Raw genomic sequence first — 23,570 nt, forward strand, 5'->3', positions numbered from 1 at the left:
TCGTACTTCGCGCTCGATCTCGCGTTGAGAAATAGCGGTCGCGAATGCAATACACAACATATTTACTGGATCAAAAATGGCAACAGGTACTGTGAAGTGGTTTAACGATGCAAAGGGCTTTGGCTTCATCACGCCGGACGACGGCGGCGAAGACCTGTTCGCGCACTTTTCGGAAGTTCAAGGCAGCGGCTTCAAGTCCCTGCAGGAAAACCAGAAGGTGTCGTTCGAAGTGAAGCAAGGCCCGAAGGGCAAGCAAGCTGCGAACATCACGCCGGCCTAAGTACCCACGGTACGCTCAGGTAGGCTGACGCTCGCTTAAGCGCTCGCGTCGAATACAAAAATGGCCCGCTTTTGCGGGCCATTTTCTTTTTCCGACTGCCTGATTTTTAAGCTCAGACCATTTAAATCGCGCGCATCCGCGACAACGCAAATTGCGCCGATTTAGGTAGAGTTTCGCCCATCTGTTGTGTGCGCAACACAGATTCCGAAATTTCGAAGACGGACACGGCCTCCTTCAACTGCTGCGTCTGTTGATGCAGAGAAGCCGCCGCTGCCGCCGCCTCTTCGACGAGTGCCGCGTTCTGCTGCGTCATCCCGTCCATCTGGACCACGGCCTGGTTGACCTGCTCGATGCCCGTGCTCTGCTCGAGCGACGACGCGCTGATCTCCGCCATCATCTGCGTGACGCGCGAAATCGAGGCGGACACGTTGCTCATCGCCTCGCCGGCGTGCTCGACGAGCGCGGAACCGCCCTGAATCTCGGCCACCGACTCGCTGATCAGCGTCTTGATTTCCTTCGCCGATTGCGCGCTGCGCTGGGCGAGACCGCGCACTTCGCCGGCCACGACCGCGAAACCGCGGCCCTGCTCGCCGGCGCGCGCCGCCTCGACCGCCGCATTCAGCGCGAGGATGTTGGTCTGAAACGCAATGCCGTCGATCACCGAAATGATTTCGGCAATCTTGTCGGAGCTTTGCGCGATGCCGCGCATCTTGTCGACGACCTTGTCCACCACTTCGCTGCCGCGCGCCGTCGCTTCGAGCGCAGTCTCCGCGAGCGCATTCGCCTCACGCGCATGGTCGGCATTCTGACGCACGGTGGCGGTGATTTCCTCCATGCTCGACGCCGTTTCTTCGAGCGATGCCGCCTGATTCTCGGTGCGTGCGGACAAATCGGCGTTGCCGGTCGCAATTTCATTGGCGCCAAGGTGAATAGAGTCGGCGGATTCGCGCACCGTCTGCACCGTGCGCGCGACGCTTGCCTGCATTCTGGCAAGGCCCAAGAACAGCCTGCCGATTTCGTTGGTGCCGCGCGCGGCGATCGGCTGATCCAGGCGCCCCTGCGCGATGCGTTCGAAGTGGCGGCCGGCTTCTTCCAGCGGCGCGACCACGCCGCGGCGCAGCGCAAGATGAACGGCAAACGTGCCGCCAACCAGCGCCAGCAGAATCACAATGCTGACGACGCGGAACGCCGCCATCCGCGTGTCGATCGAATCCAGCGACGCCCGGCTCGCCGCGTTGCCGAACTGCGTGAAGTTGTGCAGCTCGGTCAGATAGGCGTCCTGGAACGACTGGGTCGGCTGATCGAGAAAGGCTTGGATATTGTTCCCGTCGAGAAACTGCGCGAGTTCGGTGAGCGCGCCGTGCAGCTTCTTGTAGCGCTCGGCCAGCGCCGCCGCGCGGGCGCTGTTTTCGTCGCTCGTCTTGGGCGCGCTCGCGAAGGCGTTGAACGACTGCTCGGCCGCCGAAAGCTGCTCGCGGGCGTGCTGGACGATGTCCGTCGGCTCGGCGCCGCCGCGCACCATCCGCGTACCGGCGCGCGACAGGTTGATGCGCGCGTCCATCAAATGCTGCGTTGTCTCGTTGACGGCGTTCACTTGCCTGAGCGCGATATTCGACAGATCGCCGACGTCGTCGTGGGTGCGCGTCAGTGACCAGAAACCCAAACCGACCGTGACAAGCTGGAAAACGCAGAACGCGGCCAGGACACACAATAGGCCGGACGCGACCTTGATCTTGCTGAACATCGTGAACACCTGAAGGCAAAGAATAACGGGAGCTACGTCAGGGTTTACGGCAGCAGGCGGGCTTGCTGAAGGTCAAATCCGTCAATGATTCTCCTAGCTCGCGCTTACGTCGCATTTGCGTCGCATTGACGTGGTCAGCATCCGAATTCTCGTCATTAGCCGCAACAATGCCGTGCAGATATTTCCGATTCACCTTGACGGCGTGCGTCGGCGCTTTCTAGAGTGGGTAGGGACCGACGAGCGCACCCTCGTGCGCAATGCCACCGCGGGCCTTCCTTGAAGGAATCACAATGACTGACCTACTCGACCGGGCGCGCGGCGCATTGCATGCCCAGCCGTTCAGCATGCTGCTAGGCGCCGAGCTGATGTACACGGGCACGGGCGAAATCGCACTCAGCCTGCCGATTCGCGACGAGCTGCGGCAGCAGCATGGCTTCGTGCATGGCGGCGTGATCAGCTATCTCGCCGACAACGCGCTCACCTTTGCCGGTGCGCTCTCGCTCGGGCCGAAGGTCGTAACGGGGGAATACAAGATCAACTATCTGCGGCCGGCCGTGAACGGCACGCTGATCGCGCGGGCGGAAGTGGTGTATGCAGGCCGCCATCAGGCGACCTGCCAATGCAATATTTTCGTGATGGACGGCAACCGCGAGAAACTCGTCGCGGTCGCGCAAGGCACGGTCAACCGGATCGGCGAGAACGGCGACCACGAACCGGCGAGCTGAACGCCAGGAACCGCGGCTCGAACCGCAGACGCCGCTCCGGGACGGCTTATTCCGCCGCGTAGGTCTTCTGCGTTTGCTCGCCGAGACCTTCAATGCCGAGACGGATAGTCTGTCCCGGCTTCAGATACACCGGATCCGGCTTCACGCCCATGCCGACGCCCGGCGGCGTGCCGGTGGAAATGACGTCGCCCGGTTGCAGACTCATGCACTGCGACACATACGAAACCAGCTTGGCGACGCCGAACACCATCGTCTTCGTGTTGCCGTTCTGATAGCGGTGACCGTCCACTTCGAGCCACAGGCCGAGGTTCTGCGGATCGGCGACTTCGTCGCGCGTGACCATCCACGGGCCAATCGGGCCGAAGGTGTCGAAGCCCTTGCCCTTGTCCCACTGGCCGCCGCGCTCGATCTGCCATTCGCGTTCCGACACATCGTTGATCACGCAATAGCCGGCGACATAGTCGAGCGCATTCGCCTCGTCGATGTACTTGGCCGGCTTGCCGATCACCACGCCGAGTTCGACTTCCCAATCGGTCTTCTTCGAGCCGCGCGGAATTTCCACGTCGTCGTTCGGACCGGAAATCGCGCTCGTCCACTTGTTGAAAATGACCGGTTCGGCCGGCACGGGCAGATTCGATTCCGCCGCGTGATCCGCGTAATTCAAGCCGATGCAGATGAACTTGCCGATCTTGCCGACGCACGGACCGATGCGCGGGTTACCTTCCACGACCGGCAGGCTCGCCGGGTCGAGCGCGCGCAGTTTCGCAAGCGCCGCGTCGCTCAGCGCCGCGCCGTCGATGTCGGCGACCACGCCGGACAGATCGCGAATCTTGCCTTGCGCGTCGAGCAAGCCCGGCTTTTCCTGGCCTTTCGGCCCGTAACGAAGCAGTTTCATCGTTGCACTTTCCTCTGGTTTCAGTGGTGTTCGGTGGGTACGTCAAGCGGCGCCGGCTCATGCGGGCGCGTTCTCAGTGCATGCTCAGTTCGACCAGCCGCCGTCGATCACATGCGCGTGCCCCGTTGTGAACGACGACTCGTCCGATGCGAGATACAGCGCGAGCGCGGCAATCTCCTCCGGCTTGCCGATACGGCCCATCGGCTGGCGCGCGACAAACGCGGCCTGCACGGCTTCGAGCGTCGCGCCTTGCGCCGCGGCCTGCGCGGCGATCCGCTGTTCGAGCGACGGCGACGACACCGTGCCGGGGCAGATCGCATTACAACGTATACCACGCGTGATGAAGTCCGCGGCAACCGACTTTGTCAGCCCGATCACCGCCGCCTTCGACGCGCTGTAAGCAAAGCGGTTCGGCACGCCCTTCACGCTCGACGCCGCCGACGACATATTGATGATTGACCCGCCGCCGCGCTCCAGCATGCCGGGCAGGAACGCGCGGATCATCCGGTACATCGCCTTCGCATTGAGGTCGAACGCAAAATCCCAATCCTCTTCGCTGCATTCGAGGATCGAGCCCGCATGCACGAAGCCCGCGCAGTTGAACAGCACGTCGATGGTGCCGAGCTCGGCGGCCAGCGCCTTGATCGCATCGCCGTCCAGTACATCCAGCGTGCGCGCCTCGACCGGCTTGCCGGCGAGCCCGTCGATGCGAATGTCGGTGGCGATCACGCGCGCGCCCTCGCGTGCGAATGCTTCGGCGGTCGCGAGGCCGATGCCTTGCCCCGCCGCGGTAATCAATGCTGTCTTGCCGGCCAGTCTTTGCGTCATCTACGGCTCCAGTTGAATGGGCTTAACCTGTCCTGGTTGTGTTTGTCTTCGTTACGTCACAGTCGATAAAACGCGGCGGCGTTGCCGCCAAAAACCGCTTCGCGCTCGCTCTCGGAAAGCGAAGCAAGCAGCGTGTTCGCCACCGAGTGCCACAGCAGATAATCGCCATTGAGTTCGAGCACGGGCCAGTCGCTGCCCCACATGAGGCGCGCCGGACCGAACGTGGCGAGCAGATGCTCGACGTAGGGCCGCAGCGTGTCCTCGGTCCAGCCCGGCGAGGCTTCCGTCGCAAGGCCGGAGAGCTTGCATTGCACGTTGGGCAGCGCCGCAAGCCGGGCGATTGCGTCGGCCCAGGTTTGCCAGCCGGCCTGACCGTAGCGGATGGGCGGCTTCGCACCGTGGTCGACCACGATGCGCAGCGCCGGAAAGCGTCGCGCGAACGTTTCCACATGGTCGACGTGCCGTGCGTAGATCAGCGCGTCGAAAGCGAGGTCGTGCGCGACCAGCGCCTCGACGGCCGGCGCGAGATCGGGATTGGCGATCCAGGTATCGTCGGGCAGGTCTTGCAGCATGGGCCGCACGCCCTTGAACTTCGGCTCCTCGGCGAGCGCGCCGATTAATGCGGGCGCGGTGGGCAGCAGGAGCGGCACCCAGCCGACCACCCCCGCAATGGACCGCTCATCGCGCGCAATGTCCAGCAGATAGCGCGTTTCGTCGATGGTCGGCGCGGCCTGCACGACCACCGTCTTGCCGATGCCCGCTCTTTCCCGCAACGGCGTGAGATCCGCCGGGCCGAACGGCCGATACAGAATCTTGAGTTCCGGCGTGAGCCATTCGTAATCGCCGCGGGCGGGGTCCCAGTAGTGCTGGTGGGCATCGATATGCATCGTCAGATCAGTCCTCTGGCGCGGGCGCGCGGGCGTCGAGCAGGCCCTCCCCGCGCAGCGCGGACCACAAGGCCGCGGGGATGGGCAACTCGAACGACGCCGCGTTCTCGCGCAATTCGTCGGCACTGCGCGCGCCGGTCAGCACGGTGGCGACCGCCGGATGCGCATACGGAAACTGCAAGGCCGCGGCGGCGAGCGGCACGCCGTGGTCGCGACACACCGTTTCCAGCCGCGCAACGCGCTCGATCACTTCGCGCGGCGCCTCGCCGTAGTTGAATTTCAGATCGCCCGCGACGCCGCGCGCCAGAATGCCCGAGTTGAACGCGCCGCCCAACAGAATGCTGACGCCGCGCTGTTCGCATGCCGGCAAGAGGTCGTCGAGAGTCGTCTGTTCGAGGAGCGTATAACGGCCCGCGAGCAACGCGCAATCGATATCGAACTCGGCCATTGCGTCGAGTATGACGGCGCCTTCATTAACGCCCAGTCCGACCGCCTTGACGGCGCCGGCCGAGCGCAGTTCGTCGAGCGCGCGGAAACCGCCGCCTTCAGTCAGTTGCCGCCAGTAGTGAGGATTGTCGTCGCCGTGCGTGACGCGGCCAATGTCGTGCACCAGCAGAATGTCGATGTCGATAATGCCGAGCCGCTGCTGGCTGTCTTCGAACGAACGGAGAATGCCGTCGTGCGTGTAGTCGTAAATCGCTTCGAAAGGCAGCGGATTCTGCCAGCCTTCCTTGCCCTCGTAAGGCGTGGTGCGCGGTACGAAGCGGCGGCCCACTTTGGTCGACAGCACGTATTCGCCGCGCGGATAGTGGCGCAACGCGTTGCCGAGCCGATGCTCCGCCTTCGTGTTGCCGTAATGCGGCGCGGTGTCGAAGTAGCGCACGCCGGCGTCCCACGCGGCGGCGACGGTCGCGTTCGCCTCTTCGTCCGACAGATCGCGATAGAGGCCGCCCAGCGGCGCGGTGCCGAGGCTTAACCCTGTCACGTGCAATGCGCCGCGGCCCACACGGCGCCGCTGCCGGACTTTCGAACCGTTCGTTGCGGTCATTTGCCACGTCTCCAATTAGAAGGTTCTTTTTATCACAGTGTGAGCCCACGCTCAGTGCTGTTCGAGCGGCACCACGCGCGGACGCACGGCCGCGCTCGAGGGCAGACAGGCCGGCCCGACCGGCTCGAACGTCTTGTACGTGAGAATGAACTCCTGGTGCCCGAGCATTTCCGATTTCGACGCCGCGCCTCGCGACACCGCGACCGTCTGCTCGAACACCTCGCGGCCCACTTCGTCGAGCGTGCCGCGTCCTTCCAGAATGCGGCCCGCGTCAATATCCATGTCGCCCGACAGATTGCGATACGTGGCAGGGTTCGCGCACACCTTGATGACGGGCGAGATCGCCGAGCCGACCACCGAACCGCGCCCCGTCGTGAACAGAATCACATGCGCGCCGCAAGCAATCAACTCGCCGATTTCCGCATTGTCGCTAATGTTGGGGAAACCGAAACGCGGCTCGCCGTCGGGCACGACGTCGAGCAGATACAGGCCGCCGGTGGGCGGAATATCGCCCGGTTTGACGATGCCCGCAATCGGCGACGCGCCGCTTTTCGCGTACGCGCCGAGCGATTTTTCTTCTTGCGTGGTGAGGCCGCCGTCCGCGTTGCCGACCGCGAAACTGCCGTGACCGAGAATCGAGTAATAACGCGCCGCCTTTGCGACACACTCGACGATCGCGTCGCCGAGCTCCGGGCGTGCCGCGCGCGTCTTCATATGGAACTCGCAGCCCACCAGCTCGCCGGTTTCCTCGAAGAGGCAGGTCGCGCCCGCGTCGATCAGATGATCGAATGCGCGGCCCACGGCAGGATTCGCGGTAATGCCGCTCGTGCCGTCGGAGCCGCCGCAAATGGTGCCGACCACCAGTTCGCTCAACGCCATCGGCACCTTCGGTTGCGCGGCGAGTTGCTCGCGCGCGCCGCGCACCCAGTCGACGCCGTACTGAATCGTACTGCGCGTGCCGCCCTTTTCCTGGATGGTCAGCAACTCCACCGGGCGACCGCTCGCGCGCACCACATCCACGAGATAGTGCTTGTTCATGCTCTCGCATCCGAGCGAAACGAACAGCACCGCGCCGACGTTCGGATGCGTGGTGAGCCGCTCGAGCATTTTCTCCGCGTATCCGTTCGGATAGCAGCCCGGAAAGCCGATCAGATGGACGGGCGGCTCATGCGCCGCGATGGCGTTGTCGAACGCGTCGAGCGGCGCGCGAAACTGCGTAACGATTTCGCGCGCCACGTGATGCGCGCACTCGACGAGATACGCCACCGCGACCACATTGCGGATGCCCTTGCGGCCGTCGCTGCGAAGGTAGCCTTGCAGCATCGGCGGTTGCGTCAGGGCGCTTGCTACGGTTATGTCGGTCATGATCGTTCCCGCGCGACGCGAGTCCGCGTCGTTATGCGCGAATCAGTGATGTACGAATTGATGGCCCGCGTCGTGCGTATAAGTCGGCAGGTAATCGCTTTCGAGGTTGTGCGTATGCAGATGTTCGCCGCGCCGCACGGCCTCGGTCACGTGACCGATCACGGCGCCGTAGCGCAGCACCTTGTCGTCTTTTGCGAGGCCGCGGCGTGCCACCTTGTGCCCGAGGTCGATGGTTCGCGCGAGCGTGACGCGCTCGCCTTCAATCATGAGTTGCGTGCCGGCGTCGAGCCGCGCCGCCGCGATCAGGCAGTTGTCATCGGGGCTCAGCAGAATCAGTCGCGGATCGGTTTCCGTTGGACGGCTCGTCAAATCAGTTCTCCGTGAGGCCGTTGATTAACGTTGCTTCAGTTCTGATCATCGCCGCGGCGTGCACCTATTCATCAATAAACGTATTATTCATATGCGGACTTTTTGAAGTCAAGGAATGTGCACTGCACCAAGCGTCCGTGTTTTCCCTGGACGCCTCGGGGTGCACGGAAACACGCGCCGCACTTACACTCAAGCGCCAGCTACTGAGAACAGCCCACGGAATCCGCCCACGATGGACGCAGAAGACAAAGACGATGCCGACCGTTATCGCGCGCCTGCGCTGGACAAGGGCCTCGACATCCTCGAGCTGCTGGCGGAGCAGAAAGAAGGGCTGACGCGCGCCGAGATCACCAAGCTGCTCGGGCGCAATGCCAGCGAGATGTACCGGATGCTCGAGCGTCTGGTCGCGCGGCAGTACGTGGTGCGTTCCAAGGGCGGCGACCGCTATTCGCTGAGCCTGAAGCTGTACGCACTGGCGCATCGCCATCCGCCGATGAACCGGCTCATTTCCGAAGCGTTGCCGCTGATGCAACGTTTCGCCGATGCCGCGGAACAGTCGTGTCACCTGGCCGTCTACGATCGCGGCAATCTGCTCGTCATCGCGCAAGTGGACGGGCCCGGCACCTGGGGCATGTCGGTGCGGCTCGGCTCACGGGTCGGTCTGATCGACACAGGTTCGGGCCGCGTGATGCTCGCGTTCCAGACCGTCGAACAACGCGCGCAAATGCTCGCCGAGCACACCAAAGTCAAGGGCGAGGTCACGATAGACCGCGATGCGCTGGAGGCCGCGTGCGAGCGGATTCGCGCGGCGGGTTATTCGCAGAAGGACAGTCAGCAGACGTTCGGCGTGACGGACGTCACTTTCCCGATTCTCGGACCGTCCGGCCAGGCAATCGCGGCGCTCACGTGCCCGTATCTCAAGCGTATTGACGAATATGTCGCGCCCACGCTCGCCGCCGCCACCACGCTGCTGCGCGAGACGGTCCAGGCACTGTCGATGTTTCGCGAGCAGGCTGTGTGAGTCGGATCTGAAGCGAGCCGTAGATGGTTTAGAATGGCGGCCCTCTCAAAAACGACGCCGCGTGAAGTCATTCGTGCGCGCTCCTCGATAAGCCATGGCGAAACTTCTGACCGACTCCGAATTCCAGCGTTTTTCCGAACTCCAGCAGAAGCAGTCGAGCTTCACGATCACACCCGAAGAGGCCGACGAACTGCGCGACATCGTCGCTCATGCGCAGAAGCGCCGCGACGACCGCGCGGCCGCGATGCAGACCATCGAGTCTTTCATCCAGCAATTCGACATCAGCCCGGACGAGCTGTTTTCGCCTGAGCAGATCGGCGAAGCGGCCCGCACTTATGGGCTGATTCCTGCGGCCAAGAAGGAACGTGTGCTGCCGCCGTCGTTCACTTTCAACGGCAAGCCGTATCAATGGACCGCGCGCCCGCTGCCGGACGACATTCGCGTGCCGCTGTTCGATGCGTTCAAGGCGGGGCAGTCGGTGAAGTCGTTTATCGCGACGCCGAAGGACGCGAATCGTTGCGCGGCGACGATCGCGCGGCTGGAGCGCGAAACGGGCGCCGTGTATGCGGATGCGTGGCTCGACGAGCTGGCGGTGACGCGTGCGCAAGTGGATGAGGCGGCTGCGAGGTTGCCTGCGTAAATGCGTGTTAGGTCAGCACCACCGGTGCGGTGGTGCGAGGATGCCGTTTCTAGGTAGGTGGGTGGGTCGCGTCTGACACGGAAGCGTCTTAATGTCCTGTTCAATCCGCTGCTGCTAAGCCTGACAGCTCACGTCAAAAAACAAGTAGAAAAATGTCAGTCGAGCCTTCGCGGGTGAGCATTCACAATGCGGAAATTTCCGCCATTGCGCAAAATCATCCGTAGTGAATGGGTAACTCTTGTCACCCGCCCCCTCCTATTACAAACTCGTTACCGCGCTTACACATCCCCAACGACTAACTACCAGAGGTGATAGTAGGTCGCAGGAGGGCTGACAAACCTTCTCGTACTCGTTCGCCGACAGCCTAGTCGCTTTTAGCCTTATTGATTAGGATTCCGATTCGATCTTAAACCTTTGGAATGGATATGAGAAAAATCAAGGACACATGGGTCGGTTCGGAATGCGGTGGCGCTTGAACCGAAAAACAATCTTATCCACTCACCATACTTATGATCAAAAATACTACGAGGGGCCTGACGCAGTACATCGTCAGATGGCTGACGGCTACTGCCCTCGCGGCATCCCTAGCGGCTTGCGGCGCAGGCGACAGCGTGACATCTCAGAGCACGTCTGCCGAAGTCAAAACGGCGGCGCACGCACAAACGAGCAAGCCACCTCTGCATACGCCGAAGTTCGTGCAGGTACAGTTATCACCTGCTGCCCTGCCCTCCGCGAAGGCTCCAAGGCTCCTCAAAGCGTCTCAACTCGGGAGCGATGCGCTCGGTGGTTATCCCGTTCCCCCGTGGATCTGGAACTCACATCGGATCAACGTGTGCTGGGAGAATGCCGCCGAATGGAATGAGACGCAGCGCAAATGGGTGAGAGAAGCTATCACCAGCACGTGGGACGCGAACTCGGACGTGACGTTCGTCGATTGGACGCAGTGTCCGGACTACGACAGCGCGTCGACCTATCTGGGTGTTCGCCTCGCGTTCGTGGACGGTGCGCCCCGAACACTTAGCGTCGGCGAAGCAGGCATCGGACGCAAGGCCGACGTCCAGTTGAGAATGAGCTTTGGGCAGGACGAAACTCAATGCGCAACAAGGGATGACTCGGGCAACTGTCTGACGAAGTTGTTTTGCTGGAATTGGGACGATCTGGAATCATGCGTTAAGACCATCGCAGTCCACGAATTCGGCCATCTGCTTGCATTCGCGCATGAGCAGGATCGACCAGACACGCCTGAATGGTGCAAAAACCTACCGGACGTGAAGCAGGAGCCCAAACGCAGTGACGGCGTCGTCTTTGGGCCCTGGGATCTCCACTCCGTAATGAACTACTGCAACACGGACTGGATGGGGCTTGGTGTGTTGAGCCCGGGCGACGTCAACCTTGTGCAAGCCTATTACGGAAAACCGGGGAGCAAGATTTACTCGGTATTTACGGCCAATGATCCTCCCATCGTAGTAGTTCAGGACAGCAAGACCTTCGACTACGCCGCGGACTACCTGACCATCCCCAACGCGGACGGTTTTGTGGTTCGTCATTTCGCGGCTACGCCAGACGGCAACAAGGTCGCGTACACGCTAGTCAACCGGCGGGACCACAGCACAATGCTCGGCTACATCGATACACACTCCGATACGCTGACGCTACAAAAATCGATCACCGAGGAAGTCGTGGACATGCAATTGTCTGGTGACAGCAAGACCGCCTATGTCATATGGCAGCAGGGCGGTACTACTGGACTTCGCGCTTACAACATGAGTACTCTGAATGTCGCCTGGAACCTCGTTATCCCAGGTGCTAAACGAATGGCCGCGCCACGCAATGCCACTAGCCAGCGACTTTATGTCGTCAAAAACGCCGGGGCGGGTAGCTTGCAGTCAATCGCCGTGGTGGACACGAACGCTCACAGTGAGATTGCCAGCTACTCCCTGGGTACCACGCATTCACGGGCGTTGTTGGTGGGCCTGACACCCGACGAAAAGACCTTGTACCTCGCCGATCCGAGCACCGAGAATCAAGTTGCTCCAATTATCGCCAGCCTCGACACACAAACCGGCCAATACAACGTTCTCCAGTCAATTAGTCCGGCAGACGCCGATATTCACGACCTGCATGTACTCGACAATAACCGGGTGCTACTGGCAACGAACAAGCAAGGAATGGCGCCGTTGATATACGACGCTGGCACCAACTCATTCAAAGCGATAACCGACGGAATCCCGGACAACTGGTCGCTCCCATTCGTGTACTCGCCAGACGGAAAAACGGTTTTCACGATGGGCCAGTATTGGGACGACGGCATCCCTTATTACTCGTTTATTCGCCTCGACAGCTACAGGTTCCAACCGGCAGCTTCCGCCCCCGGCTGGGCCGGTTCCAACTATCCGGTCTGGAGCGTAGGTTTCGGGCAAGACGTCGTGACTCGACCTTTCGCGGTGATCTATCGCTAACCTCGCTTCCGCCGGCAATCGTCGCGCTCGACGTCTTTAACGCATGCAACGCCGTTCAACCTTCGTGGCTGAACGGCGTTTTAATGTCGCCGGCATGCGGCATATTGCCTGGAGCATGGTCTTTAGGAAAATTGAACGACCTGGCGTTCGATTACGGCATATGTTGTCGAGTCCGCTACGGATTCTCCGCATTAGATTGGTCACCGCACAACGAAGATGCCCATGCACACGGCCACTCATCGCAGCCGCGCCCCACTGCCTCAAAACGTTGTCGAAACCGTGACCCAGGTCTGTTGACGAGCCGTGTGCGCGACTGCATGGCCCGCTCGCATCGCATAGCTCAGCTGTGCGGCCACGCGCTTGCCACTGTAGCTCGCACCGATTCCGTAACCCTGCAGCCTGACACTGCCGCCCGGTATCGGGCCGTCTGCGCGAGTTCTCCCTCGTGCATCGTCGTAAAAGAGCTGCACCGATGCGCCAGGCAGGTCGGTAAAAGATTTGCTTCCTGCGATGGAAAGAATGATGCCGTCGTCGACCGCCGCGGCGTTCTGATCATACGCGCGTACCGCCGATGGACCGCCGAGTCCCAGTCGCTCCGAGCTATCGGGACTCCTGCTCGCCCATTGTCCCCGCATCTGAACGGACGCACGAATAGTCGGCGTGATGGCCTGTACATAAGCGACCGACGGCTCTGCCTTGTAAAAGTCGAATCTTCGCCCGTTCAACGTAGCCGCGCTGCCGGAGTAGTCGGATTCATTTTGCCTGGCCGTTCCGCGACTGACAGTCGCGCTGTATTGGACGAGGTTTCGACGCTCGCCGATCGAACCCAGCAGGGTGCCCTCGGCGCGCAACGAAGCCACGACACTGCGCTCGCCGGTGCGAAGGATGTCATTGAACTTTTCGTCGCTAGACCGTTTGAAGTTGAGATTGGCGCCCACGTCAAGACTGACAGTGCCCGAGCGAATCACGGGGCGCACGCCATACACGCTGACCACATTGGCCGAGCCCGTGCCTAAACCCGCGAACGCCCCCCCGAGCGCGTAGTCCACATGCGAGTACGCAATACCGGCTCGGCTCGCACCAGAACCCGTCAGCATGTCGTACGAAATGCGCCCGAGGCGCGTACGCCCGTCTTCGCCGGTTTTGGTCTGCATGAAGCGAGGTGTCAGATAGGCCGTGGCCTGAAACTGATCGCCCAGCCCCAGCATATTGTTGACGCCGCCTGTGACGCCGAATCTGCGCCACCCCGCCTGCCTGGAACCCGCGTTATCCATCACCGCGGCGCCGTAGAAGCGATCGCCCGGCGTGACGTCGACGGTGACCATCGTGCCGCCCGGCTCGCTTCCGGCCGACAAGGTGGGAGTCGCAGAATCGACGCCCGGCACTTCTTCAGCCAGACGCGCGTTGCGCTGTATTTCTCGCAGCGACGGCGGCCCATCGCGCGACGTTTGCAGAATCTCTCTAAGCCGCTCAGTCGCCACGTCCGAGGTATTGTCAATATGGATCGACTCGATGTGGCCGCGCACGATGTCCAAGCGCACGACACCGTCCGTCACTGTTTGCGGCGGAAGGATCACACGAACAAGTGAATCACCGCCGTGGTACAGCACGGCAGTCAGTGCGTCGCGCAATGCATGCAACTGTGCGATCGTCACGCTGCGCCCACGCCAGGGCGTGAGGAATGCGTCGACGCGCTGTTGCTCCTCGTCCGATAACGCTCCCGCGAAATCAAAAGCGTTGACCGTGAACGAAAGTTGGCTCTCGCGGGACGCGGCTTCAGGCGGAGCGGCCGGTTCCCCTGACATAGGCCGATCCAGGCCGGGATCGGCTCCTCGCGTCAGTTCGGGGTTCTGCCGAAGAAGCGAGCCCGTACTAGTGGGCTCATATGCATGAGTGGACGCGTGCCAGGTCGTCACGCCGATTAATGGCAGCCACGCGGGGCTAAACTTGCGGCGCAGCGGCCGCGATTGAACAGCGATTTTCAAAGACAGTAGATGAGAAACGTATTGCTAAAAGCTTTTGCAGTGAGAGACGTGACGACATCAACATCGTCACGTCGACGGGTTCTACATTTTTACTACGCGATTGCGCCAACTTTTAAGCTTAAAGGTTGGCGGACTTCGGCAAGATGCGGATATTGCCTTCCGTGTTCGTTGTGGTGGCCGGCAAGTCGATCTCTTGCGCGGTCAGCTTTCCGCCGAGGCGGGCATCATTCGCACGGACGGTGATCCGGTTCCCGGCTTGCACGATGCCCGTCGTAACGTTTTTGGCACTCAGCGTGACGTTGTTGCCCGCCGTGGTTCGCGACAGGGCACTTTGTGAGAGGGAACCGTGAGCGTTCAGCGTAACGTCGCCAGTGCGGCTGATCACGTTGCCACTTTGCAGGAGATCGCCGCCGCGCATGACCGCGATGCAGCCCATGTCGGCGGGGCACGGCGGGGAATAGAGGCTCGACTTGACCGCGATGTCGCCGTCGGCCTTCAGATTCCCCGCCAACGTGACGTCACCACCATCGACGGTAATGCGCTTGGCTTCCACATTTGCGACGCGGATCGAGCCGGCCGGAGTCCGCACAGAAAACACTGGCGACATCAATTGAGACCTCAAGACAACGCCTGCGCCAGCCGATGTCTTGACACCATCGCTCTGGACCAGATTGGCACCGGAAACCAGATTGACTGAACCTGTGGTCGCCGTCACGTTGGCGCGTTGATTGATATCGCCTGTGTATGTCGTTGCCCCGACTCCGTTCGCGGCATTAATCGGCGCATTGATGTTGATGCTGTTGCTCGTCAACTGCACGGACTGAGCGTTGATCCGCCCGTTTGTCGTAATCATGCCGTCAGTCGTTTCGGGACCCAGGTCGCCGTATGTCAGAACAGTGGAATCGATTTTCACATCGGCCCCCGCATTAATAAGACCGTTCACGTCGACTTTGCCGCCGTAGGATCTGATCTCCACCGATCCCTTTGACGCCAGCTTTGCGCCGGACTCAATCGCCACGTCGTGTGTAGAAGGCGCGGAATAAACGCGTGCGCGGGCAATGGCCGGGTCAAGCAACGTACCGCTTGGAGACAGGATTCCGCTTTGTCCTTCCGAACTGATGACCACTGCGTTGTCGCCCGACAAACGGCCGCCTACGCTGATCTTGCCGCCGTCCATGGAAGATAGTCGGATCGCGCCGCCTTCTTTCACAGATGCACTTGTTGCCTCAATACGGCCCGTGTTCTGAATAACGGTCCCAATAATGGCCCCCGTGGCGGACGTTGATAAGGTGACATCGCCACCATTTGCGGTAATGGAACCGTGATTCGCTACTAACGCGTGTTGCGCCTGTTTGCCAAGCAGAAGTCGCAGGCTCGAATCGTTCATCACGAGGGCGGCGCCATTCGCCGCGCCCAACGTGACATCCTTCGCCTGGATCACTCCTGAATTGATGACGTGCGGGCCTACGAGACTGACCGACTCCCGCGCAACAAGTTTGCCGTTGTTCATGACTTTCGCCTCTGCCTGGCCGGGATACAGATTGAGGCTCCGATAGTTGCCTCCATACGGCTGCCCACCGTCCATGAACTCCTGATCGTGCACGTTCAGCGCCGACACCACCAGACTCCCCACATCTACCTTCGCGTTCTTGCCGAAGACAACCCCAGCCGGATTCACCACAAACACGCGACCATTGGCCTTGAGCGTGCCGTCGATCTGAGTAGCATTCGCCGTAGTGACACGGTTGAGCACCGCCGACGTCGCGCCGGGCTGATTCACAGCGACCGACTGGTCTTTGCCGATATTGAAGTCCTTCCAGTTCACGATCATCTTGTCGCTCGACTGCGAAATCGTGGTCGCTTTGCCTTGCGTTTTGATCGCACCTGTGCCCGCAGCTATGACACCGCCATCCACGGCAGAGGCGCTGCCCACGACTGCCATCAACAGGGCGGGCAGAAGCGCCAGACGATAATTCGGCGCGGCGAAACGCCCGCTTGTATCAGGAGAAAAATTCTTAGTCATTCGTCAATCCGTTAAGACAGCTAAATAAAAATAGCGTGCAAACAGGAAACACATGGCACACGCACAGCGACAAATCGAAAGGAAACCCAATTCAGCCGTAATATTCTATTCAAGCTTCCGTCGGGAAGCCTTGAAGAAACGTCCGAACATTTGGCGGTTTTGTCAGCGCGCAGCTGTCTGTCCGACCCTGAAGCGGTAAGTCAAGAATCCCTCCGTCGTCAGGCGCGCTCACACGCCTTCATCCAAAGCCATCCGGAATCCCACCACGCCCGGATCTTCCGTCGGCGTCATCGTGAAGCCGCTCGCTCGGGCCAGTGCGATCATCGCGGTGTTCTCACGCAGCGCCTCGCCGACAAGCCAGTGCGTGCCGCGCGTCCTCGCATAGCGGATGATGCGGTCCGTCAGCAGGCGCCCGAGCCGCCGGCCTTTCTGGTCCGAACGGACGGCCACAGCAAATTCCGCCGTCTCGTTATCGGGGTCTGCGACGGCGCGCACCACGCCGAGCGTGCGCGACACGCCCTCGTCCGTCTGCACGGTCGCGATCAGCGCCATTTCGCGGTCATAGTCAATCTGCGTCATGCGCGCGAGCTGTGAGTGGTCGAAGGTGCCCACGGCCCCAAAAAACCTCAGCCGCAAATCTTCGGGCGTCATCGCTTCGACGAAATCGTGGTGCGCCGCCTCGTCTTCCGGGCGGATCGGCCGCACCGTCACGCGCAGACCTTGCCAGTCGAGCGTCTCCTCGAAGCAGCGCGGATACGGCACAATCGCAAGACGGCTGCGCGTTGGCGCGATAGCGAGCGTGGGATCGACTATCGTCACGTGATCGCGGTACACGCGCAGCGTGAGCGTCAGGCCGACAATCTCGCCCACGTCGCAGACGGCTTGCGAGAGCGCCGTCAACGCCGCCAGCGCCGGCCCCGGCGCGACGAGCCGCGCATAGGGCGAACGCGTGACGATGTCGCGCGCGAGCGTCGGATTGAGCGGCGGCAAACCGTAGATGCGCAGCGGCTCCGAAACGCCGTCAGCGGAAGGCGCCGTGAAGCGGAATACCGGGCCGAAGTTGTCGTCGTCATGAAGCTCGACGGCAATGTCCACCACGGGCTTGCGCAGCGACTCCGCATTGCTGTCGGCGCAATCGCTGGCTTCTCGCTGAGGCTCCTTAGCCTCCGAATCCGTATCGGCACGCGCCGCTTCGATTTCAAGGCCGAAGCGCTCAAGCAGGCGTGCTGCGGCTTCCCCGGTTAGTTGGCGCTCACCTGCCGCGAGCGCCGCGCGCGCCTGCGCCTGTGCGGCGTCGATTGCGTCGGGCACGTCAGCCGGCAGACCTTCCGGCGTTTGCATCAGCAATTCGCGCCCCATCCGGTAATCGACGAGACGCGCAAACGCGCGGGCGAGCCGCTGCGGCGTAGTGTGAACCGGAATGCCTTGCGCATGCAGTGCGTCGCGTGTCGCAGCATCCACGCCGCCGAAGAAACACGCGAGCAGACCGCGATACGCGAACCGCTGATTCGCGATCAGCGCCTGCGCGACCTCGCCGACCGGCGCGCCGTGTGTCGACGCATGCACGACGAAAGCCGTGCCGGTGCCGCGATGCTCGGCGAGCAGTTTCAGCGCCGTGCCGAAATGCTCGGGACGCGCGTCGTCGCCGAGTCGCAGCGGATTGCCGCCCACCGCGTGCGGCAGAGCTTGCCGCAACGCCCCGGATGCCTCGTCCGGCCACGGCGCGAGCGTTCCGCCGGCGGCGGCGAAGGCGTCGCACGCGAGCGTCGCGAGGCCGCGGTCGCTCGTAATCAGCGTCGCCGTCGCACCCGCCGCGACGCGGCCCACGCCAAGCGTCTCGATTTCGTCGAGCAGGTCGTCGAGCGCATCCACGCGCACCATGCCGGCGCGGCGGAATGCGGCGGTGTAGAGCGCGTCCGCGGGATCGGCGCGGCCCGAGCGCAGCGCGAGCACCGGCTTGTTGCGCGCCGCCGCGCGAGCCGCCGACATGAACTTGCGCGCCGCCCGCACGCTGTCGAGTTCGAGCAGAATCGCCCGCGTGCCGGGGTCGCTCGCCAGATAGTCGAGCACGTCGCCCGCGTCGACGTCGGCCTCGTCGCCCAATGCGACCGCGTGCGAGAAGCCCAGGCCGCGCGCATGCGCCCAGCCGAGCACTGCATTCGTCAACGCGTTCGACTGCGACACCCACGCGACGCCGCCCGCCTTCACCGTGCACGACGGCGCGCCGAGATGCGCGCGCAGCGTCGGCGAGACCACGCCCAGACTGCCCGGCCCGACGATCCGCAACAGATTCGGCCGCGCCGCGGAGAGCGCATGCCGCAACGCGAGCCGGTCGTCGTCCGAGCGCACCTCGCCGACGATGACCGCCGCGCGCGTCCCCAGTCCGCCCAGCTTGTGAATGATCGACGGCCAGCTCGCGGGTGGCGTGCAGATCAGCGCGACCGTGGGCGCTTGCGGCAAGTCGCCGGCATCATGGATCACCGCGTGGCCGCCCAGCGTGTCGTATTTCGGGTTCACAGGCCACAGCGGCCCGTCGAAGCCGCCTTCCAGCACGCGCGCCCACACCATCGCGCCGGTGCTGCCAGGCCGCTCGGAAGCACCGATCACGGCGACGGACTTCGGTCGGAACAACGCGTCGAGATTGCGAACGGTCACAGGCACTCCGCAGTGAAAGGGCGCGCCGCTCCGGCGTGAGTGCGCGTCTTCGTCAGGATAGGCGAACTGACGGGATCGCGCGGCGCTTCCAGAGCGCGCTGATGGCGCCGATCAACCGGCGGTGGATTCGCGCGACCGTGCATCGGGATTTTTTTAGCGCGCGCAGGCAAAATAGCGCGCTTCAGTGCGACAATTGCAGGCGCTCCGCGCGCCGACGTCGGCCGCACCGTTGCGGATGATCAAGAGACAGAAGGTGAGGTATGCGACGCTTGCCATCGCTCATCGCGTTGCGTTTTTTCGAGGAAACCGCGCGCCACATGAGCTTCAACCGCGCGGCGAGCGCGCTGTGCGTGACGCAGGGCGCCGTCAGCCGGCAGATCAAGCTGCTCGAGGAATCGCTCGGCGCGAAGCTTTTCGAGCGCGATCACAAAGGCATTCGCCTGACGCCGGCCGGCCTCCAGTTGCTGCCTTGTCTGTCCGACGCGTTCGACACCATCGAGCGCGGCTTCCGTCAGATCACCGCCGCCAAAGGCCGGCGGCGCCTGGTGGTCGCCGTGCCGCCCACCTTCGCAACGCAGTGGTTCTCGCCGCGGCTCGGATCGCTTGCCGACGAAATGCCGGACGTCGAATTGTCGATCCGCACCGAGCCGACCGCGGACTGCCATTGCGACATCCGCTTTGGCCGTCACGCGCTGCCCGACGCGCATTCCGAATTGCTGATGACCGAGCGCCACGTGCTGGTCGGCGCGCCCATGTTGCTCGGCGAGCCGCTCGACAGGCTCCTCGAACACATGCCGGCGCTGCACGTGCTGCACAACGACACGAGGCTCGACCTGTGGCCCAACTGGCTGGCGACAGCCGGAATGCCCGCGCGCTACGCGGAAAACGGCATCGAATTTTCGACGCTCGAACAGGCGATTCGCGCGGCGCGCAAGGGCGCAGGCCTCGCTATCGTCGACAGAAACATGATCGTCGAGGAACTGGCGGACGGCAGTCTCGCGCAGTTCTCGGAGGTGGAAGTGGCCGGCCCGTTCGGCTACTGGCTCGACGTCGCGTCGCAGCACGCGGGGCTCGAATATGTGCAGGCGTTCGCCGGCTGGCTGCGCGAAGCGGTCATGAAGATGGGCTGACGGCGCGCCGCCCGTCATGCGCTCGCCGTGTGTGTCGCCGGATCAACCCGCAATAAAAAAGCCGCGTGCTGCACGGCTGCAACACGCGGCTTTGCTTTGTCGGACATGCCGCTCCGCACGCATAAGAGCGCCTGCGGACTCCGGCCTTGCGCCGCTTACATCGCCTTCTTGAACGGCGCGCCGGAATGCTCGCGCAACTCGTTGAACACGATTTTCGGCCACGCCTTTTGCGCGACCTCGATCTCCGACACATGCGAAGCGAGGTAGGTCGGCGCGTCCGATGCGTCGAGCGCAATGCGCGCGGCGTATGAATCGGTGAAGCGGCGCAGTTCGGCCGGGTCGTCGCACGTGACCCAGCGGGACATGCGGTAGCGCGCGGGCGCCATGCGCACGTCGACCTTGTATTCCGTCGACAACCGGTGCGACACCACTTCGAACTGCAGTTGGCCGACGGCGCCGAGAATCATCAACCCGCCCACTTCGGGACGGAACACCTGAATCGCGCCTTCTTCGCCGAGTTGCTTCAGCGCCTCGCCGAGTTGCTTCGCGCGCATCGGATCGACCACTTCGACCGTCTGGAAAATTTCCGGCGCAAAGAACGGCAGCCCGACGAACTGAAGCGCTTCGCCTTCCGTCAACGTATCGCCGAGACTCAGCGTGCCGTGATTCGGAATACCGATGATGTCGCCGGGATACGCCTCGCTCACCGTCTCGCGCCGCTGCGACAGGAACGTCACCACGTTGTTCGCGCGGAACGTCTTGTTGGAACGCGTCACCTTGACGGCCATGCCGCGCTCGAAACGCCCCGAGCAGACCCGAATGAACGCCACGCGGTCGCGGTGGGCCAGATCCATGTTCGCCTGGACCTTGAACACGACGCCGGTGAACTTCGGCTCGTCAGGCATCACCGGACGCTGCACCGTCATGCGCATGGACGGCGGCGGCGCCAGGTCGACCAGCGCGTCGAGAATTTCCTTCACGCCGAAATTGTTGATCGCCGAACCGAACAGCACCGGCGACTGCTGGCCGGCAAGAAACTGCTCGCGGTCGAAGTCCGGCGTAGCACCCGTAATCAGGTCGATTTCTTCCTTCGCGCGAACCCAGCTATGGCCGAAGCGGCGCTCGCCTTCCTCATCGCTCAAGGCCTGCAGCGTTTCTACCGCGCCGCCCGCCGTGTCCTGGCCGGCGCGGAAGACGCGAACCTGATCGCGCTGGATGTCGTAGACGCCCTGGAATTCCTTGCCCATGCCAATGGGCCACGTGAACGGCACGGCCGCGACGCCCAGATGCTGCTCGATCTCGTCGAGCAGTTCGAGCGGTTCGCGCACTTCCCGGTCGAGCTTGTTGATGAACGTGACGATGGGCGTCTTGCGGCTGCGGCACACTTCAAGCAGCTTGAGCGTTTGCGCTTCGACACCGTTCGCGCCGTCGATCACCATCACGGCGGCGTCGACCGCGGTCAACACGCGGTACGTGTCCTCGGAGAAGTCTTCGTGGCCCGGCGTGTCGAGCAGATTGATGACCGCGTCGCCGTACTCGAACTGCATCACCGAGCTCGCCACCGAAATGCCGCGCTGCTTCTCGATTTCCATCCAGTCGGACGTCGCGTAGCGATTGCTCTTGCGGCCCTTCACGGTGCCGGCGATCTGAATCGCGCCCGAAAACAGCAGCAGCTTTTCGGTCAGCGTGGTTTTACCCGCGTCCGGGTGGGAAATGACCGCGAAAGTGCGGCGGCGTTTGAGTTCGGAGACTGACATCGGGTCGGGCGGTCACAGATAGGGGTTCGGCGGTCTCCGGAAGCGGGTGGCCTCCGGTCTGCCGCGCGTGGCGCGGCGGCGTCGAGCTGCGCGAGTCGGGTCGGGAACCCGCATCACTATGGCAACCGGGCCGCGTCGGAAAACAGGTCGGGAACGAACGTTCGACAATACGGATAATCGCCAGCGCAGAACAGCGCAGGGAACGAATGATACACGCCGCGACGGCGGACGTGGGAAAGCCGCCCGCGACGGGGCGGGCGGCTGGGGGCGGACAAGGCGCCCGCGAAGCGCGATTCACGCGGCGCGCACGGCTTCGGGCCCGGTCGGCGCGGGCAAGCGTCAGCGCGCGCCGCCGGACCTGTCAGCCGCCGCTCGCCTCATTGAGCGTCAAATGTTTGGTTTCAGGCGCCCAGGCAATCGAAACAATCATGCCGACCAGCAGCACGGCCGCCAGCACGATCATCGTGACGTGGAACCCAAAGCCGGCAATGCCGAGCGGCAGCAGGAACGTGCCCACCGCCGAGCCGAGGCGGCTGCATGCAATGGCGAGGCCGACGCCGCACGCGCGAACTTCGGTGGGAAAGCATTCGGGCGGGAACACGCCGACCAGGTTCGAGAATGCCGACATGGTCAGCGTGAAAACGCCGAACGCGACGATCATGGCGAGCGTGGCCGACTCGGGCAGCGCGCTCAATGCAATCAGCGACACGCAGGTCACAGCAAACGAGCCGATCAGAAAGGCGCGCCGCGACAGCTTGATGGTGAGCCAGATGCCGATCAGCGCGCCCAGCACCAGAAAACCGTTCAGCAGCAGATCCGCGCCGGAGTCGTTGTTCAGGTGAATCGCTTTCAGGATGGTCGGCAGGAACGTGTAAATCGCGAAATACGGAATGACGAGGCACACGAAGAACGCGCAGTTGAACACCGTCCGGCGAATCAGGTCTTTTTCGAAGAGACGCATGAACCCGCTCGCTGTCTGCGCGTGTTCGTCATGGCCGCCGTCAAGCGTGACGTTTTCGCCGAAGTGCCTGAGGACGACCGACTTCGCCTCGGCGATCCGCCCCTTGCCGAGCAGCCAGCGCGGCGACTCCGGCGTGCCCACGCGCGCGACCAGCACGATCACAGCCGGAATGCCCGCCGAGGCGAGCAGCCAGCGCCATGCATCCGGCGACGCGTCGGCGTAATGCATGCCGAGCACATTCGCGACCACGTAGCCAATCGTCCAGATGACGCTGAACGAGCCGAGCAATGTGCCACGATGCTTGCGCGGCGAGAATTCCGCGAGAATCGCGTGGCCCACCGCAAAGTCGCCGCCCATGCCGAAGCCGATCAACACGCGCAGCAGACACAGCTCGACTGGGGAGCGCACATAGAACTGCGCAAAGGCAGCCACCGTGATGATGAGAAAGCTCATCAGAAAAATTTTCTGCCGGCCAAGCCGGTCCGACAGCCAGCCGAACACCAGGCTGCCGACGAAAATGCCCATCAGCGCGGAACTGCCGATCATGCCCATCCAGAACGCGTCGAGCGGCATCTGCCGGTTCATCGCCGCGAGCGCATAGCCGATGGTGCCGAGCGCGAAGCCTTCGGTGAAATGGGCGCCGAACGTGAGGCCGGCAATCTTGACGTGGAATGCGTTCAGCGGCACGTCGTCGATGGAAACGGGCTGCCTTGCGGGCGACGCCGCCGCCGGGAACGCGGGCGCGAGTCCGAGATGCGTTGCCTGGATATCCTGATTGTTCATGGTGTCTCCTGTGTT

General features: G+C 62.8%; 18 protein-coding genes. 6 read left to right on the forward strand and 12 right to left on the reverse strand.

From position 1 onward, the window contains the following. Positions 1 to 76 precede the first annotated feature (76 nt). Entirely contained in the window at positions 77 to 280 is a 204-nt protein-coding gene (locus tag ACEN8U_RS01800; RefSeq protein WP_006047528.1) for a cold-shock protein, read from the forward strand. A 121-nt stretch (positions 281 to 401) separates the two neighbouring features. On the opposite strand, the gene ACEN8U_RS01805 is transcribed toward ACEN8U_RS01800, so the two are convergent. Then, entirely contained in the window at positions 402 to 2,024 is a 1,623-nt protein-coding gene (locus tag ACEN8U_RS01805; protein ID WP_310111295.1) for a methyl-accepting chemotaxis protein, read from the reverse strand. A gap of 290 nt (positions 2,025 to 2,314) precedes the next feature. Here ACEN8U_RS01805 and ACEN8U_RS01810 point away from each other — a divergent pair, with 290 nt between their 5' ends. Further along, positions 2,315 to 2,749 carry a PaaI family thioesterase gene (locus ACEN8U_RS01810; protein ID WP_013591327.1) on the forward strand — a complete coding sequence of 145 codons (435 nt, stop codon included), beginning with the start codon at positions 2,315 to 2,317 and terminating at the stop codon, positions 2,747 to 2,749. Between the two features lie 46 nt (positions 2,750 to 2,795). Here the strand turns inward: ACEN8U_RS01810 and ACEN8U_RS01815 are convergent, their stop codons facing one another. The 6 genes from ACEN8U_RS01815 to ACEN8U_RS01840 all read right to left on the reverse strand — a co-directional run bounded on the left by ACEN8U_RS01815 (position 2,796) and on the right by ACEN8U_RS01840 (position 8,141). Then, positions 2,796 to 3,644: an ureidoglycolate lyase gene (locus ACEN8U_RS01815; RefSeq protein WP_014972701.1), complete on the reverse strand. Its 849-nt coding sequence runs from the start codon at positions 3,642 to 3,644 to the stop codon at positions 2,796 to 2,798. A gap of 84 nt (positions 3,645 to 3,728) precedes the next feature. Beyond that, complete coding sequence (locus tag ACEN8U_RS01820; RefSeq protein ID WP_310111293.1) at positions 3,729 to 4,472, reverse strand: SDR family oxidoreductase; 744 nt, start codon at positions 4,470 to 4,472, stop codon at positions 3,729 to 3,731. Between the two features lie 56 nt (positions 4,473 to 4,528). Then, the gene (locus tag ACEN8U_RS01825; RefSeq protein WP_310111291.1) at positions 4,529 to 5,359 is read right to left on the reverse strand and encodes an amidohydrolase family protein; all 831 of its coding nucleotides are present in this window, start codon (positions 5,357 to 5,359) and stop codon (positions 4,529 to 4,531) included. A 7-nt stretch (positions 5,360 to 5,366) separates the two neighbouring features. After that, positions 5,367 to 6,407 (reverse strand): aldo/keto reductase, encoded by a 1,041-nt coding sequence (locus ACEN8U_RS01830; RefSeq protein WP_310111289.1) that lies wholly within the window; start codon positions 6,405 to 6,407, stop codon positions 5,367 to 5,369. A gap of 51 nt (positions 6,408 to 6,458) precedes the next feature. After that, positions 6,459 to 7,772 carry a UxaA family hydrolase gene (locus ACEN8U_RS01835; protein ID WP_310111288.1) on the reverse strand — a complete coding sequence of 438 codons (1,314 nt, stop codon included), beginning with the start codon at positions 7,770 to 7,772 and terminating at the stop codon, positions 6,459 to 6,461. 42 nt (positions 7,773 to 7,814) lie between these two features. Beyond that, positions 7,815 to 8,141 (reverse strand): UxaA family hydrolase, encoded by a 327-nt coding sequence (locus tag ACEN8U_RS01840; RefSeq protein ID WP_310111287.1) that lies wholly within the window; start codon positions 8,139 to 8,141, stop codon positions 7,815 to 7,817. Positions 8,142 to 8,373: 232 nt separating this feature from the next. Here ACEN8U_RS01840 and ACEN8U_RS01845 point away from each other — a divergent pair, with 232 nt between their 5' ends. From ACEN8U_RS01845 to ACEN8U_RS01855, 3 genes are all read left to right on the forward strand, one after another. Continuing rightward, positions 8,374 to 9,162 carry an IclR family transcriptional regulator gene (locus ACEN8U_RS01845; RefSeq protein ID WP_028361681.1) on the forward strand — a complete coding sequence of 263 codons (789 nt, stop codon included), beginning with the start codon at positions 8,374 to 8,376 and terminating at the stop codon, positions 9,160 to 9,162. Positions 9,163 to 9,256: 94 nt separating this feature from the next. Further along, positions 9,257 to 9,802 carry a hypothetical protein gene (locus ACEN8U_RS01850; RefSeq protein ID WP_310111285.1) on the forward strand — a complete coding sequence of 182 codons (546 nt, stop codon included), beginning with the start codon at positions 9,257 to 9,259 and terminating at the stop codon, positions 9,800 to 9,802. A 611-nt stretch (positions 9,803 to 10,413) separates the two neighbouring features. Continuing rightward, positions 10,414 to 12,261 carry a hypothetical protein gene (locus tag ACEN8U_RS01855; protein WP_310111283.1) on the forward strand — a complete coding sequence of 616 codons (1,848 nt, stop codon included), beginning with the start codon at positions 10,414 to 10,416 and terminating at the stop codon, positions 12,259 to 12,261. A 260-nt stretch (positions 12,262 to 12,521) separates the two neighbouring features. On the opposite strand, the gene ACEN8U_RS01860 is transcribed toward ACEN8U_RS01855, so the two are convergent. The 3 genes from ACEN8U_RS01860 to ACEN8U_RS01870 form a co-directional block, all read right to left on the reverse strand. Continuing rightward, on the reverse strand, positions 12,522 to 14,246 hold the full coding sequence (locus tag ACEN8U_RS01860; protein WP_413657205.1) for a ShlB/FhaC/HecB family hemolysin secretion/activation protein: 1,725 nt from the start codon (positions 14,244 to 14,246) through the stop codon (positions 12,522 to 12,524). 118 nt (positions 14,247 to 14,364) lie between these two features. Beyond that, complete coding sequence (locus ACEN8U_RS01865) at positions 14,365 to 16,269, reverse strand: filamentous hemagglutinin N-terminal domain-containing protein (RefSeq protein WP_310111280.1); 1,905 nt, start codon at positions 16,267 to 16,269, stop codon at positions 14,365 to 14,367. Between the two features lie 228 nt (positions 16,270 to 16,497). Next, on the reverse strand, positions 16,498 to 18,924 hold the full coding sequence (locus ACEN8U_RS01870; RefSeq protein ID WP_310111278.1) for a GNAT family N-acetyltransferase: 2,427 nt from the start codon (positions 18,922 to 18,924) through the stop codon (positions 16,498 to 16,500). A gap of 260 nt (positions 18,925 to 19,184) precedes the next feature. Here ACEN8U_RS01870 and ACEN8U_RS01875 point away from each other — a divergent pair, with 260 nt between their 5' ends. Further along, positions 19,185 to 20,054 (forward strand): LysR family transcriptional regulator, encoded by an 870-nt coding sequence (locus ACEN8U_RS01875; protein WP_310111275.1) that lies wholly within the window; start codon positions 19,185 to 19,187, stop codon positions 20,052 to 20,054. Positions 20,055 to 20,209: 155 nt separating this feature from the next. Here ACEN8U_RS01875 and ACEN8U_RS01880 read toward each other — a convergent pair whose 3' ends face one another. Together ACEN8U_RS01880 and ACEN8U_RS01885 are read right to left on the reverse strand one after the other, a co-directional pair. Further along, entirely contained in the window at positions 20,210 to 21,811 is a 1,602-nt protein-coding gene (locus ACEN8U_RS01880) for a peptide chain release factor 3 (protein ID WP_013591316.1), read from the reverse strand. 361 nt (positions 21,812 to 22,172) lie between these two features. Next, positions 22,173 to 23,555: an MFS transporter gene (locus ACEN8U_RS01885; protein ID WP_310111272.1), complete on the reverse strand. Its 1,383-nt coding sequence runs from the start codon at positions 23,553 to 23,555 to the stop codon at positions 22,173 to 22,175. Positions 23,556 to 23,570: the final 15 nt, after the last annotated feature.

This window comes from Paraburkholderia phenoliruptrix, from assembly GCF_047325075.1.
Taxonomy (GTDB): Bacteria; Pseudomonadota; Gammaproteobacteria; order Burkholderiales; family Burkholderiaceae; genus Paraburkholderia; species Paraburkholderia phenoliruptrix.

Excerpts from the sequence above, each read along its gene's own strand:
- ACEN8U_RS01800 (WP_006047528.1), top strand. The coding sequence starts at position 77 with ATGGCAACAGGTACTGTGAAGTGGTTTAACGATGCAAAGGGCTTTGGC.
- ACEN8U_RS01805 (WP_310111295.1), bottom strand. The coding sequence starts at position 2,024 with ATGTTCAGCAAGATCAAGGTCGCGTCCGGCCTATTGTGTGTCCTGGCC.
- ACEN8U_RS01810 (WP_013591327.1), top strand. The coding sequence starts at position 2,315 with ATGACTGACCTACTCGACCGGGCGCGCGGCGCATTGCATGCCCAGCCG.
- ACEN8U_RS01815 (WP_014972701.1), bottom strand. The coding sequence starts at position 3,644 with ATGAAACTGCTTCGTTACGGGCCGAAAGGCCAGGAAAAGCCGGGCTTG.
- ACEN8U_RS01820 (WP_310111293.1), bottom strand. The coding sequence starts at position 4,472 with ATGACGCAAAGACTGGCCGGCAAGACAGCATTGATTACCGCGGCGGGG.
- ACEN8U_RS01825 (WP_310111291.1), bottom strand. The coding sequence starts at position 5,359 with ATGCATATCGATGCCCACCAGCACTACTGGGACCCCGCCCGCGGCGAT.
- ACEN8U_RS01830 (WP_310111289.1), bottom strand. The coding sequence starts at position 6,407 with ATGACCGCAACGAACGGTTCGAAAGTCCGGCAGCGGCGCCGTGTGGGC.
- ACEN8U_RS01835 (WP_310111288.1), bottom strand. The coding sequence starts at position 7,772 with ATGACCGACATAACCGTAGCAAGCGCCCTGACGCAACCGCCGATGCTG.
- ACEN8U_RS01845 (WP_028361681.1), top strand. The coding sequence starts at position 8,374 with ATGGACGCAGAAGACAAAGACGATGCCGACCGTTATCGCGCGCCTGCG.
- ACEN8U_RS01850 (WP_310111285.1), top strand. The coding sequence starts at position 9,257 with ATGGCGAAACTTCTGACCGACTCCGAATTCCAGCGTTTTTCCGAACTC.
- ACEN8U_RS01865 (WP_310111280.1), bottom strand. The coding sequence starts at position 16,269 with ATGACTAAGAATTTTTCTCCTGATACAAGCGGGCGTTTCGCCGCGCCG.
- ACEN8U_RS01875 (WP_310111275.1), top strand. The coding sequence starts at position 19,185 with ATGCGACGCTTGCCATCGCTCATCGCGTTGCGTTTTTTCGAGGAAACC.
- ACEN8U_RS01880 (WP_013591316.1), bottom strand. The coding sequence starts at position 21,811 with ATGTCAGTCTCCGAACTCAAACGCCGCCGCACTTTCGCGGTCATTTCC.
- ACEN8U_RS01885 (WP_310111272.1), bottom strand. The coding sequence starts at position 23,555 with ATGAACAATCAGGATATCCAGGCAACGCATCTCGGACTCGCGCCCGCG.